Origin of the sequence: Sabulicella rubraurantiaca (genome assembly GCF_017355885.1) — a bacterium.
GTDB lineage: Bacteria > Pseudomonadota > Alphaproteobacteria > Acetobacterales > Acetobacteraceae > Roseococcus > Roseococcus rubraurantiacus.
In genome coordinates this window covers 251,128-263,630 of record NZ_JAFEUU010000003.1, presented here as the reverse complement: position 1 = coordinate 263,630, position 12,503 = coordinate 251,128, and the positions used below count along the sequence as shown (strand labels likewise).

Below are 12,503 nucleotides of genomic sequence, written 5' to 3'. Positions count from 1 at the left end.
GTGCGGCGAAGCCAAGCGACGCGGATGCGGCGCGCCCGGCGACTGGAGGGGCACGAAGGCCGCGCCTTCGTGCGGCCAGGATCAGCGCAGCGGCGCGGTCAGGGACACGCCCGGCTCGGGCCGCAGCGCTTCCGTGTTGTTCATCCGCTCCGGGTTGGCATCGCGGTCGGCGAAGCTCGACCCGCGCGTTGGGCTGCGCGTGCCCGGCACGGCGGGGATGAGGCGCGTCTCGGGCGGGTTGGCCTGCTCGGCGCTGGTGGGGAAGCGGCGGTCGGGCACCGGGGCCGTGCCGGGGCGCGGCGGCGGGTCGATGGGCGGGGCCGCGCCCACCCCGGACTGGGCAAGAGCCGGCAACGGGGCCAGGACGGCGAGGAGGAGGATGCGGCGTCTCATGGAGCGTGAACGGCCGAGGCCACCTCCCGGCTTCCCGCCCCGCTCAACGTCCCCTGCCCGGCCGCGTTCGCCACCCGCATGGACTTGGACCCCGAAGGGCTGCTAGCGGCCCGGTTGATCGAACGCGCCGGCCCGGAGGGGTTGATCCACCTCGCTCGCTCGGAAGGGCGCGCAGCGCGGCTGGCCGAGGCGGCGCGCGCCCTGGGCGCGGGGGTGGAGGTGCTGCACCTGCCCGGCTGGGACACGCCACCCTATGACCGGCTTGGGCCCTCGCCCGCCCTGCTGGGCGCGCGCATGGCAGCGCTGGAGGCGATGCGCCGCCCGGCGGCAGGGCCACGCCTCCTGATCCTTTCCCCCGCTGCCGCGCTGCAGCGCCTGCCCGCGGAGGTGCCGCCGCCCCTTCTGCTTCGCCCCGGCGATGCGGTGGAGACGGCGGCGCTGGAAGCGCTGGGCTATTCCGCCGATGACCTGGTGGACAGCCCCGGCGAGTTCGCCTTGCGCGCCGCCGTGCTGGACGTGTTCCCCGCCCTGCCCAATGCCCTGCCGCAACGGCTGGAGCTGGAGGAGGGGCGCATCGTCGCCATCCGGCGCTTCCATCCGGACACGCAGCGCTCGGAAGCGGAGGAGGGGTTCCTGTGCCTCCCGCCTGCACGGGAGGATACGGGCGGGGAGCTGGTCTCGCCCTTCGAGCTGTGGCCGGAGGCCGTGCTGCTGGCGGAGCCGGAGGTGGCGGAGCAGGCTGCGGATTTCTGGCGCGAGGCGGAGGACGGGTTCCGCCTGCGCCTCGCCGCCGGGCTGGAGGAGGGCGAGGAATCGCCGCGCGAGCCGGGAGCGCTCTTCCTCGACCCCGCCGCCTGGAAATCCGTGCTCGGCCGGGCCACCCCGCTGCCGCGGCCCGAGGAGGAGGCAGAGCCCCTCTCCTTCCTGGGCGCCGAGGATCCCGAGGCGGCGCTGGCCGATGCCGTGGCCGCGGCGCTGGACGCGGGCGTGCGCGTAGCCCTGGCGGGGGCGGGCGCACGGGCCACACGCCTTGCCCGGCTTCTGCGCGCGCGCTTCGGGACGCTCACGGAGGTAGAGGGCTGGCTGGCGCTGCGCGAGGCCGAGCCTGGCACGCTGCACTGGCTGCGGCGTCCGCTGCGCTCCTCCTTCGCCGCCGATGGGACGCTCGTCGCCGCGGCGGCCGAGATCTTGCCGCCGCCCAGCGGCGCGCGCGAGGCGCGGCTGCCGGTGGAGGAAGCGCCCCTCGCGCCTGGCGACCTCGTGATCCACGAGGAGCACGGCATGGCCCGGCTGCTGGGCATCGAGCCGGTGGAGGGGATGGACTGCCTGCGCCTGGAGTTCCACGGCGGCGCGACGCGGCTGGTGCCGGCGGAGGAGCTGGACCGCATCTGGCGCTACGGCGCCGAGTCGCGCGGCGTGTCGCTGGACCGGCTGGGCGGCGATGCCTGGGCGAAGCGGCGGGCGGAGGCCGAGGCGTCGCTGGCCGAGACGGCGCGCGGCCTCGTCGCCGCGCTGCGGGCGCGCGAGGGCCAGAGCGCCCCTGCCTGGGTGCCGCCTCGCCGCCCCTACGCCCGGTTCTGTGCCGGCTTCCCCTTCGAGCTGACGCCGGACCAGGAGGAAGCGTCAGCGGAGGTGGGACGCGACCTCGCGGCCGGGCGGCCCATGGACCGGCTGGTCTGCGGCGATGTGGGCTTCGGCAAGACGGAGATCGCGCTGCGCGCCGCCGCCGCCGTGGCGCTGGCCGGCGGGCAGGTGGCGGTGCTGGCGCCGACCACGGTGCTGGCGCGGCAGCACCTGGACAGTTTCCGCCGCCGCTTCGCGCCTCTGGGAATCGCGGTGGGCGGGCTGTCGCGCCTGACCCCGGCGAGGGAGGCGCGGCAGACCCGTGAATCCCTGGCCGAGGGGCGGCTGCCCATCGTGGTTGGCACGCAGGCGGTACTGGCCAAGGCGACGCGCTTCGCGCAGCTCGGCCTCGTCATCGTGGACGAGGAGCAGCGCTTCGGGGCGCGGCAGAAGCAGGTGCTGCGCAGCCTGGCGGAAGGGGCGCACTTCCTGTCCATGACGGCCACGCCCATTCCGCGCTCGCTCCAGGGCGCGATGCTGGGGTTACAGGCGCTGTCCGTGCTGCAAACCCCGCCCGCGAGGCGCCGCCCGGTGCGGACCGCGGTGGCGGCGCTCGAGGACTCGCTGCTGGGTGAGGCGCTGCGGCGGGAGCGGCGGCGCGGCGGGCAGAGCTTCGTCGTGGTGCCGCGCATCGAGGATCTCGGACCCATGCGAGCTCGGCTGCGGCAGGTGGCGCCGCGCTTCCGCGTGGCGGAGGCGCATGGCGAGATGGCGGCGGCCGATGCGGACGACGCCATGCTGCGCTTCGCGGAAGGGCGGGCGGAGGTGCTGCTTTGCACCGCCATCGTGGAGACCGGGCTGGACGTGCCGCGTGCCGGGACGATGCTGATCTGCGGCGCCGAGCGCTTCGGCCTGGCGCAGCTGCATCAGCTTCGGGGGCGGGTGGGGCGCGGCGGGCAGCGGGGCGCGTGCTGGCTGCTGACGGAGGGCGAGCCGCCCCCAGCGGCGGCGCGGCGGCTGCGCGCCCTGGCGGAGGAATCCTATCTCGGCGCCGGATTCGGCATCGCGGCACGCGACCTGGACCAGCGCGGCGCGGGCGACCTGTTGGGCGAGGAGCAGGCCGGGCATGTCCGGCGTCTCGGCCTGAACCTGACGCGACACCTGATGGAGCGCGCCCTGGCCGAAGCGCGTGGCGAGGCGCGCGAGGACGCACCGCCCGTCTCGCTGGTCCTGCCCCTGCCCGCCCATATCCCCGAGGATTACGTGCGCGAGGAGGCGCTGCGGATCGCGCTGCACGAGCGGATCGGCGCGGCGCAGCGCCTGATGGAGCTCGATGCGGTGGTGGAGGAGATGGAGGACCGCTTCGGCCCCTTGCCCGAGTCGGCGGAAGCGGTACTGACCCGCTCCCGGCTGCGCCTGCGGGCGCGACGCCTGGGGGCGACGCGACTGGAAGCGGGCCCGAAGGCCGTGGCCGCCAGCTTCGCCGACGAGGCGCCCGAGGTGTCGCCACCGCTGGAACGCAAGGAGGATCGGATACTTCTGCGCCGCGAATGCAGGACTCCCGAGGCCATGGCCGAGGCAGCCGAGGAGTTGCTCGCGCGACTGCGGCGGAAGGCATCCCCTCCCCGAAAATAGCGCTCCCCGCAGCATCCGGCTTCAAAGCGGCCGGCGCGCGGCTCGGAACCTCTCCGCACGCACTCCATGTCTGAGGCGCGCAGGCCAAACGCGCGGAGCGCGCACCCGGCGCCTGAGGGCACAAAAAAAGGGCGGCCCTTGCGGACCGCCCCTTCTTCTGGACCGGCCCCGAAGGGCCGCCCCAACTTAGAAGTCCATGTCGCCCATGCCGGCGCCGGGGCCGCCCGCCGGAGCAGCCTTCTTCTCGGGGCGCTCGGCGACCATCGCCTCGGTGGTGATCAGCAGGGAGGCGACGGAGGCCGCATCCTGCAGCGCCGTGCGCACGACCTTGGTCGGGTCGATGATGCCGGCGGACACCAGGTCCTTGTACTCGTCCTTCTGGGCGTCATAGCCGTGGCTGTAGTCGCTCTTGCGGAGCACTTCACCGGCCACGACCGCGCCGTCCTTGCCGGCATTGGCCGCGATCTGCTTCGCCGGGGCCTGGATGGCCTTGCGGACGATCTCGATGCCGACCTGCTCGTCGTTGTTCTCACCCTTCAGCGAGGACAGGTTCTCGGAGGCGCGCAGCAGGGCCACGCCGCCGCCCGGCACGATGCCTTCCTGCACCGCGGCGCGGGTGGCGTGCAGCGCGTCGTCCACGCGGTCCTTGCGCTCCTTCACCTCGACCTCGGTCGAGCCGCCGACGCGGATCACGGCCACGCCGCCGGCCAGCTTCGCCAAGCGCTCCTGCAGCTTCTCGCGGTCGTAGTCCGAGGTGGTCTCCTCGATCTGCGCCTTGATCTGCTCGCAACGGCCCTGGATCTCCGACTTCTCGCCGGCGCCGTCCACGATCGTGGTGTTCTCCTTCTCGATGCGGACGGTCTTGGCCTTGCCCAGCATCTGGAGGGTCACGTTCTCGAGCTTGATGCCCAGATCCTCGGAGATCATCTGGCCGCCCGTCAGGATGGCGATGTCCTCGAGCATCGCCTTGCGGCGGTCACCGAAGCCCGGGGCCTTCACGGCGGCGATCTTCAGGCCGCCACGCAGCTTGTTGACCACCAGCGTCGCCAGGGCCTCGCCCTCCACGTCCTCGGCGATGATGACGAGCGGACGGCCCGACTGCACCACGGCCTCGAGCAGCGGCAGCATCGGCTGCAGCTGGGAGAGCTTCTTCTCGAAGATCAGGATGTAGGGCTGATCCATCTCCGCAATCATCTTCTCCGCATTCGTGATGAAGTACGGGGAGACGTAGCCGCGGTCGAACTGCATGCCCTCGACGACGTCGAGCTCGGTCTGGATGCTCTTGGCTTCCTCGACCGTGATCACGCCCTCGTTGCCGACCTTCTCCATTGCTTCGGCGATCATCTTGCCGATCTCGGTCTCGCCGTTCGCGGAGAGGGTGCCGACCTGGGCCACCTCGGCGGAGGTGGTGATCTTCTTGGTCTTGGCCTCGAGCTCGGCGACAACCTGAGACACGGCCTTGTCGATGCCGCGCTTGAGGTCCATCGGGTTCATGCCGGCGGCAACGGCCTTGGCGCCCTCGCGGACGATGGCCTGGGCCAGCACGGTCGCCGTGGTGGTGCCGTCACCGGCGAGGTCGTTGGTCTTCGAGGCCACTTCGCGCACCATCTGCGCGCCCATGTTCTCGAACTTGTCGGCCAGCTCGATCTCCTTGGCGACGGTCACGCCGTCCTTGGTGATCCGCGGCGCGCCGAACGACTTGTCGATCACGACGTTGCGGCCCTTCGGGCCCAGCGTGACCTTCACCGCGTCGGCCAGGATGTCCACGCCACGAATCATGCGCTCGCGAGCGGAGGCGCCGAACTTAACGTCCTTGGCTGCCATGTGTCAGTTCTCCGGAATGGAAAAGGGGGAAAGGGGTCTTCAGGCGGCCTTGGCGGTCGCGGAGGAGGTCTCGACGATGCCCATGACATCGCTCTCCTTCATGATCAGCAGCTCCTCGCCGTCGATCTTGACCTCGGTGCCGCTCCACTTGCCGAACAGGATGCGGTCGCCGGCCTTCACGTCGAGCGCGCGAACCTCGCCCTTGTCGTTCACGGTGCCGGAGCCGACGGCGATGACCTCGCCCTCCTGCGGCTTCTCCTTGGCGGTGTCGGGAATGATGATGCCGCCCGCAGTCTTCTCTTCAGCCGTGATGCGGCGGACGAGGACGCGGTCGTGCAGGGGACGGAACTTCATGGCGGTTCTCTCTCCTGGGTCAGGCCCCGGCGGTATTGGCACTCCCCGCCGAGGAGTGCCAGCGATCTAGGAGAGGCTTCGGAATGAGTCAAGACAAATGGCAGCACTCTCTGCTCGCGAGTGCCAATGCTTTGAAATCAAACGAAATTCTTGCCGCCCGTGCAGCCTCCGTGCCACGCTTGGCGTTCCCGGAGTGACAGGCAAGAGGAGGCGAGGACCCCATGCTCGACGCGCTGACGCCCATCATCCGCCATCCGAATTGGCGGCTGCTCACCGCGGAGATCCTCTACCACCTGCCCGATCATCCGCACGTCCTGCAGAGCTTCTTCTGGCAAAAGGAGGATCTGGCGCCGGAATTCCCGCGCCTGTCGGGGTTCCTCGCCTTCTGGCAGCGCGAGATCCATGGCCCGCTCCATTCCGTGCGGGTCGCCTCCTCCGCGCTGGTGCGCCCGGCAGAGCTGCGCTACGCCAACGGCGCCTTCACGCTACACTAAGATCCGGGAGGGGTTGGCGCGCTGCGCGCAGCAGCGCCGCGGCATCGCCGCCCGCTTCGTGCACCCGGTCCAGCACGGCGGCCAGCGCGGCGAGGATCGGCGGCACGGGCAAGGCACCATGGACATACCGGCTCATGGTCGGGGGCTGACAGCCGACCAGCCGGCTGAATTCCGCCTGCGTGAGGCCAATTCGCCCGAGCGTGGCCTTCAACTCCGCACCCGTCATGGGCATGACCTCGTCCGGCCTGTTTGACATTGTAGGAGAGATATGACGGATCGCGATACTGAACACAAGTTGAACCGAATATTGCAGGATTGTTGAATTCGAAAAGATCCCGGTCTGGCGGAGTCGCGCCCTTCCGGTAGAGTTGCGCCTCATGCCCGCCTTGTCGCGCGTCCTTTGCCTGGACGATTTCGAGCCCCTGTCCCGCCGCCACCTGCCCCGCCCCGTCTTCGGCTATGTCGCCGGCGCGACGGAGCGCAACGCCTCCTTGCGCGAGAACCAAGACGCCTTCACCGAATGGGGCTTCGTGCCGCGCGTCCTCACCGACGTCTCGAAGCGCTCCCAGGCGGTGACTCTATTCGGGCGGGAATGGTCCACCCCCTTCGGCATCGCCCCCATGGGGATGAGCGCGCTGGTCGCCTGGCGCGGCGACCTCGCCCTCACCCGCGCCGCCCGCGCGGCAGACATCCCGATGATCATGTCCGGCTCCTCCCTGATCCGCATGGAGGAGATCATCGCCGAGAACCCGGATGCCTGGTTCCAGGCCTACCTGCCCGGCGATTCACGCCGGGTGGAGGCGCTGGTGGACCGGGTCGCCGCCGCCGGCTTTGGGACGCTGCTGCTGACGGTGGACACGGCTGTGCTGCCGAACCGGGAGAACAATGTCCGCAACGGCTTCTCCACCCCGCTGCGCCCCTCGCTCCGACTGGCCTGGGACGGGGCGATCCGCCCGCGCTGGCTGCTGAACACCTGGACGCGCACGCTGATGCGCCACGGCATGCCGCATTTCGAGAACAGCTTCGCCGAGCGCGGCGCCCCCATCCTGGCCCGCAATGTGCTGCGCGACTTCACGGCGCGCGACCACCTGAATTGGGAACACTTGGCGCTGATCCGTCGCCGCTGGAAGGGCCGCCTGATCGTGAAGGGAGTGATGCATCCGGAGGATGCCCGCCGCTCGGAAGGCGAGGGCGCGGATGGCGTCATCGTTTCCAACCATGGTGGAAGGCAGCTGGACGGCACCGCCTCGCCGCTGCGCGTCCTGCCGGAGGTGGTGAAGGCCGCCCCCGGCATCACCGTCATGCTGGATGGCGGCGTGCGGCGCGGCACGGACATCCTGAAGGCCGTGGGACTCGGCGCGAAATTCGTCTTCGTCGGCCGGCCCATGCTGCATGCGGCCGGCGTGTTCGGCGAGGCCGGGGTGGCACACGCCATCGCGCTGCTGAAGGGCGAAGTGGACCGCGACATGGCGCTGCTGGGGGTGAACTCGCTGGACGAGGTGACGCCGGAATGCCTCGTGCGGGTCCGTCCGCCCGTCCAATAAACGGCTTCGACAACTACGCCCTGACCGAGAATATCGAGCAGGGCGCCCTGTTCGGCACCGCGACCAAGTTGACCAGCGCGGCGGGCGGCGCGGTGCTCTTCGCCAATTCCACCCTGGGCTCCACGCTGAACGGGCTCGGAGGCAACGACATCCTGTTCGACGGCGCCGGCAACGACACGCTGATCGGCCAAGGCGGCAGCGATACCCTGACCAGCAACGCGGGGGCCGACCTGCTGATGGGCGGGGCGGGCGACGATCTCTACGCCATCAGCAACCCGAACGCGGCGCTGGTGGAAGCGGTGGGAGCCGGCACGGACATCGCGATCTTCCAGACCAATGGTTCCTGGGTCCTTGCGCCGAACATCGAGTTCGGCCTGCTGGTCGGGCCGGCGCGCATCCTCACCGCGATGGGGACCGGCCAGGTCCTGGCGAATTTCGGCGCCGGAGGCGCGACGATCGCCGGCGGGTCCGGCAGCGACACGATCTGGGGCAAGGCCGGGGTCACCGACACGCTGTTCGGCCAGGGGGGCGACGACGTCCTGGCTGGCCAGGGCGGCACCGACACGATATTCGGCGGCATGGGGGACGACACCTTCCTTGTCACCTCGGCCGGCGAGGGCACGGATTTCGCCTGGGTTTCCGTGGATGGCTGGACCGTGCCCGAATTTGTGGAGCGCGCGGGGCTGAACGAGAGCGCACGAGTGCTGAGCGCGGGCGCCGGGGCGCAGGTCCTCTTCGCCAACCCCAACTTCGCCTCGACCCTGTCGGGTGGCGCGGGGGACGACATCCTCTACGGCACCGCCCAGGCCGAGGTGATGACCGGCGGATCGGGCAATGACTGGTATGTGAGCAGCGGCGGCGCCGACCGCATCGTCATCAACGCCCCGAACTGGGGCGACGACGTGGTATTCGGCGCGCATGCCGGGATGATCCTCGACATGCGCGGATCCGGCATTGCCGGTCTCGGCTCCTTCACCGCCATCCACGACTTCGCGGCCACGGAAACGACGCCGGCGACGAGCATCTTCCAGAGCGCCCTGGGCAGCCTCGTCCTGTCCGGCATGTCGAAGGCCCAGGCCGAGGCGGCGATGATCTTCTGAGCGCGGCGGATAGGCCTGGGGGCTGCCTTTAGCCCCCGGCCAGCCGCCGCACCGCCTCCACCAGCGGCGCCGCGTCCCACTCCGCCTCGCCCAGCAGCCGGGCGCGCTCCTGCCCCTCGCGGTCGAGGATCAGCGTGGTGGGCAGGCCGCGCGCGCCCAGCGCCCGCGTCGCTGCGCCGCGCTGATCCAGCCAGATGCCGAGCGTCTTGATGCCCGTGCGCTCGTAGAAGCCCTGCACCTGCGCCTTGCCGCCTCGGTCGGAGGAGAGCGGCAGGACGGTGATCCCTGCCCCTTCCACCAGCCTGGCCAGCCGGTCCAGCGCCGGCATCTCCGCCACGCAGGGCGGGCACCAGGTCGCCCAGAGATTGACCACGAGGCCCCGGCCGCGGAAGGCCTCGAAGCCGTGCTCCTTGCCTTCGGCATCGGTGAAGGAAACCGTGGGAACGGGGCGCGTCTCCTCCCGCAGCCGTTCGAGGCCCGTTGCGGCTTGCGCCCGCGCGGGCGCGAGGGGTAGAGCCAGGGAAGCCGCCAGAAGGCGGCGCGGGACCATCACGGAAGCATCACTCCCTTGGATCAGCAGACCAACACCCAATGGGGCGGGCGCTTCGCCGCCGGACCCTCCGCCATCATGCAGGCCATCAACGCCTCGATCGGCTTCGACAGCCGCATGTGGCGGCAGGATATCCGCGGCAGCCTCGCCCATGCCGCCATGCTGGCCCATGTAGGCATCATCTCGCGGGATGACGAGGCCGCGATCCGTTCCGGCCTGGAGGCCATCGCCACGGAGATCGAGGCCGGGCGCTTCGAATGGTCCGAGGCGCTGGAGGACGTCCACATGAACGTCGAGGCGCGGCTGACCGAGCGCATCGGCGAGGCGGGCAAGCGCCTGCACACGGCCCGCTCCCGCAACGATCAGGTGGCCACCGATTTCCGCCTCTGGGTGCGCGACGCGATGGACGGGCTGGCCGCGCAGATGGAGGATTGCATCCGCGCCTTCATCGCGCGCGCGGAGGAGCACGCTGACACGCTGATGCCAGGCTACACCCACCTGCAGCCCGCGCAGCCCACCACCTTCGGCCACCACATGCTGGCCTATGCCGAGATGCTGTGGCGCGACCGCGGCCGGATGCTGGATGCGCGTGCCCGGCTGAACGCGGACTGCCCGCTGGGCGCGGCGGCGCTTTGCGGCACCGGCTTCCCCATCGACCGCCACATGACGGCCCAGGCGCTGGGCTTCGACGGCCCGGCACGCAACAGCCTGGATGCCGTCGGCTCGCGCGATTTCGCCATGGAGTTCCTGGCTGCCTGCGCCATCTGCGCCACGCATCTCTCCCGCCTCGCGGAGGAGATCGTGCTCTGGACCAACCCCTCCTTCGGCTTCGTGAAGCTGAGCGATGGGCTGACCACGGGCTCCTCCATCATGCCGCAGAAGCGCAACCCCGACGCGGCGGAGCTGGTGCGCGGCAAGGCGGGGCGCGTCACCGGCGCGCTGGTCGGGCTGCTGACCGTGGTGAAGGGCCTGGCGCTGACCTATGCGAAGGACCTTCAAGAGGACAAGGAAGGCGTGTTCGACGCGGCGGAGAACCTGACCCTCTCCCTGGCCGCCACCGCCGCCATGGTGCGCGACATGCGCCCCGACGCCACCCGCATGGAAGAGGCGGCGGGGGCCGGCTTCTCCACCGCCACCGACCTCGCCGACTGGCTGGTGCGGGAGTTGAAGTTACCCTTCCGTGACGCGCACCACGTCACCGGCCGGCTCGTCGCGGCGGCGGAGGCGCGGGGCGTGGATTTGTCGGCGCTTTCCCTGGAGGAGATGCGCGAGGCAGAACCGCGCATTCATGACGGCGTGTTCGGCGTGCTGTCGCCCGCCGCCTCCGTCGCCTCGCGCCGCTCCTTCGGCGGCACAGCGCCGGAGAACGTGCGGGCCATGGCGGCGGAATGGAAGGCGCGGCTGTCATGAGGGCAATGCCGCTCCTCCTCGCCGCGCTGGTCCTGGCAGGGTGCGGGCGCTACGGACCGCCGCGCCCGCCCGGTCCGCCCGAGGCCGTAGCCTTTCCGCGCAGCTATCCGGCACCGACGCCGGCGGAACGCGCACGGGAGGTCGAGCGATACCGCGCGGCCGGGCAGCCCGTGCCGGATCACCTACTGCGCTGACGCAGCGTCCGGGTCCCTGGGGCCAGTCCTGCGGGGCCTCGGCGCCCCAAAAGCATGCGAAGACACCGGTCTGGTCGCACCCAGCCTTGCTGCCCTTTTTCCGCGCCCCTCCCACGCAGAAAACCCGGGCGTTGCGTGTTGCCAACGTCTTGCGGAGCCTTCACTTACGCTCATACCGCTGCACAACCGGCAGTTGAGCGTTTCGGAGGAAAACTGTGCGTGACAGGACGCGGCCTCGCCAGGGGGAGGCAGGATCGTGATGGAAACCGACCAGTTTTCGGGATTCCGGCTCCGGCCCGGCCGGGCGGGAACCACGGTTGTGGCACTGCAACTCCGGGTGCCGGAACTTCGGACCGAGACCTCGGCCGATGGCGCGACCCACATCGTCGAGAATTACGAGCTGCGCTTTGACGAGGCGAGCCTCCTGGCGCGGATCGAGACCCTGCGCAGCCAGGGCCTTGACGTCACCCTTTCGCAGGAGGCGCTGCACACCCTGCGGGCTGCATGCAGGAATGCCCCTGTCCGGGCCGGGCGCCACCTCCCGACGCCGGAGGAAGTGGCGCGTGCCCTCGGTCCCGTCGCGCAGATCACGGGTGAAGCCGTCCTTGTCACCGCCCAGCCCCCCGGCACGGCGGAACCCGTGATTCTCCATGTGAATTCGGCTTGCGCCCGGCTGAGCGGCTTCCACGCCAAGGAGCTGCGCGGGATGAAGCTGAGCCTTCTGCTCGAAACGCGCGACAAGCGGGCGAGTGCCGCCGGAGGGACGGAAAGGCGGGTCTCCCTGCAGCGGAAGGGCGGCGTGTCCTTGCCGCTCGACCTGAGCGAGGCACCGCTCCTCGTGGAGGCGGAGGGGCCCTATCCCTGCACCGTGCTGGTGGCGCGTCCGGCCGAGCCGGACGTCCATGCGAACGACCTCGATTCCGAGCGCGACGAGCTGACGGGGCTGCGCGGCGAGGCCTCCCTGCTCCAGGCCATTGCCGCCGACCTCCTTCTGCCGGGGGCCAAGCCGCGCCGCCAATCCTGCATCGCTCTCTTCCGCGTCAACGGCTTCGAGGAGATCGCCGCTCGCCATGGCCACCGCGTCGGCAATGCGGTCCTGCTGGGCGTCGCCGACCGGCTGGCCTCGAAGCTTCGGCAGGGCGACCTAGCCTGCCGCCTCGGCGATGCCGAGTTCGCCATCTATCTCGGCAATATCGGCCTTTCGCAGACCAAGGCCAGCGTGTCGCGCCTGCACAACCACGTCACCGAAGCCCCGGTCCCCACGCCCCAGGGCGCCCTGCCGGTGAAGCTGGTCCAGAGCGTGACGGCGATCGATTGGCGGGACGGCGACGGCGACGTGATGGCGGCCCTGAAGGCGAAGCTCGCTGCGGCGCGGAGCGCCCTCCCCGCCCCCGCCCCCGCCCAGATGGCGGCGCTGCCCCCTGCCCGGCCGGGCTGAGGGG

At 70.9% G+C, this 12,503-nt stretch carries 12 protein-coding genes; 7 read left to right on the top strand and 5 right to left on the bottom strand.

What is annotated here, in order from left to right; genetic code table 11:
• Positions 1-81: 81 nt before the first annotated feature.
• Positions 82-393: a hypothetical protein gene (locus JTJ31_RS08065; protein ID WP_207538114.1), complete on the bottom strand. Its 312-nt coding sequence runs from the start codon at positions 391-393 to the stop codon at positions 82-84.
• A gap of 78 nt (positions 394-471) precedes the next feature.
• Between JTJ31_RS08065 and JTJ31_RS24960 the strand changes: the two genes are divergently transcribed.
• Positions 472-3,591 carry a DEAD/DEAH box helicase gene (locus JTJ31_RS24960; protein ID WP_207538113.1) on the top strand — a complete coding sequence of 1,040 codons (3,120 nt, stop codon included), beginning with the start codon at positions 472-474 and terminating at the stop codon, positions 3,589-3,591.
• Positions 3,592-3,777: 186 nt separating this feature from the next.
• Here JTJ31_RS24960 and groL read toward each other — a convergent pair whose 3' ends face one another.
• Both groL and groES read right to left on the bottom strand, forming a co-directional pair.
• Positions 3,778-5,415 carry a chaperonin GroEL gene (gene groL / locus JTJ31_RS08055; RefSeq protein WP_207538112.1) on the bottom strand — a complete coding sequence of 546 codons (1,638 nt, stop codon included), beginning with the start codon at positions 5,413-5,415 and terminating at the stop codon, positions 3,778-3,780.
• A 39-nt stretch (positions 5,416-5,454) separates the two neighbouring features.
• Positions 5,455-5,769: a co-chaperone GroES gene (gene groES / locus JTJ31_RS08050; RefSeq protein ID WP_207538111.1), complete on the bottom strand. Its 315-nt coding sequence runs from the start codon at positions 5,767-5,769 to the stop codon at positions 5,455-5,457.
• Between the two features lie 221 nt (positions 5,770-5,990).
• Here groES and JTJ31_RS08045 point away from each other — a divergent pair, with 221 nt between their 5' ends.
• Entirely contained in the window at positions 5,991-6,263 is a 273-nt protein-coding gene (locus JTJ31_RS08045; RefSeq protein ID WP_207538110.1) for an usg protein, read from the top strand.
• On the opposite strand, the gene JTJ31_RS08040 is transcribed toward JTJ31_RS08045, so the two are convergent.
• Entirely contained in the window at positions 6,250-6,495 is a 246-nt protein-coding gene (locus tag JTJ31_RS08040; protein WP_207538109.1) for a helix-turn-helix domain-containing protein, read from the bottom strand. The two genes, JTJ31_RS08045 and JTJ31_RS08040, sit on opposite strands and share 14 nt — an antisense overlap.
• A 145-nt stretch (positions 6,496-6,640) precedes the next feature.
• Here JTJ31_RS08040 and JTJ31_RS08035 point away from each other — a divergent pair, with 145 nt between their 5' ends.
• Positions 6,641-7,807 carry an alpha-hydroxy acid oxidase gene (locus JTJ31_RS08035; RefSeq protein WP_207538108.1) on the top strand — a complete coding sequence of 389 codons (1,167 nt, stop codon included), beginning with the start codon at positions 6,641-6,643 and terminating at the stop codon, positions 7,805-7,807.
• Positions 7,774-8,907 carry a calcium-binding protein gene (locus JTJ31_RS08030; RefSeq protein ID WP_207538107.1) on the top strand — a complete coding sequence of 378 codons (1,134 nt, stop codon included), beginning with the start codon at positions 7,774-7,776 and terminating at the stop codon, positions 8,905-8,907. The genes JTJ31_RS08035 and JTJ31_RS08030 overlap by 34 nt, the downstream gene beginning before the upstream one ends.
• Positions 8,908-8,935: 28 nt before the next feature.
• Here JTJ31_RS08030 and JTJ31_RS08025 read toward each other — a convergent pair whose 3' ends face one another.
• Entirely contained in the window at positions 8,936-9,457 is a 522-nt protein-coding gene (locus tag JTJ31_RS08025; RefSeq protein ID WP_207538247.1) for a TlpA family protein disulfide reductase, read from the bottom strand.
• A gap of 18 nt (positions 9,458-9,475) precedes the next feature.
• Here JTJ31_RS08025 and argH point away from each other — a divergent pair, with 18 nt between their 5' ends.
• The 3 genes from argH (at position 9,476) to JTJ31_RS08010 (ending at position 12,499) form a co-directional block, all read left to right on the top strand.
• Complete coding sequence (argH, locus tag JTJ31_RS08020; protein ID WP_207538106.1) at positions 9,476-10,867, top strand: argininosuccinate lyase; 1,392 nt, start codon at positions 9,476-9,478, stop codon at positions 10,865-10,867.
• On the top strand, positions 10,864-11,061 hold the full coding sequence (locus JTJ31_RS08015; protein ID WP_207538258.1) for a hypothetical protein: 198 nt from the start codon (positions 10,864-10,866) through the stop codon (positions 11,059-11,061). Before argH ends, JTJ31_RS08015 begins: the two co-directional genes overlap by 4 nt.
• Positions 11,062-11,320: 259 nt before the next feature.
• On the top strand, positions 11,321-12,499 hold the full coding sequence (locus JTJ31_RS08010) for a sensor domain-containing diguanylate cyclase (protein ID WP_236020019.1): 1,179 nt from the start codon (positions 11,321-11,323) through the stop codon (positions 12,497-12,499).
• Positions 12,500-12,503 lie beyond the last annotated feature (4 nt).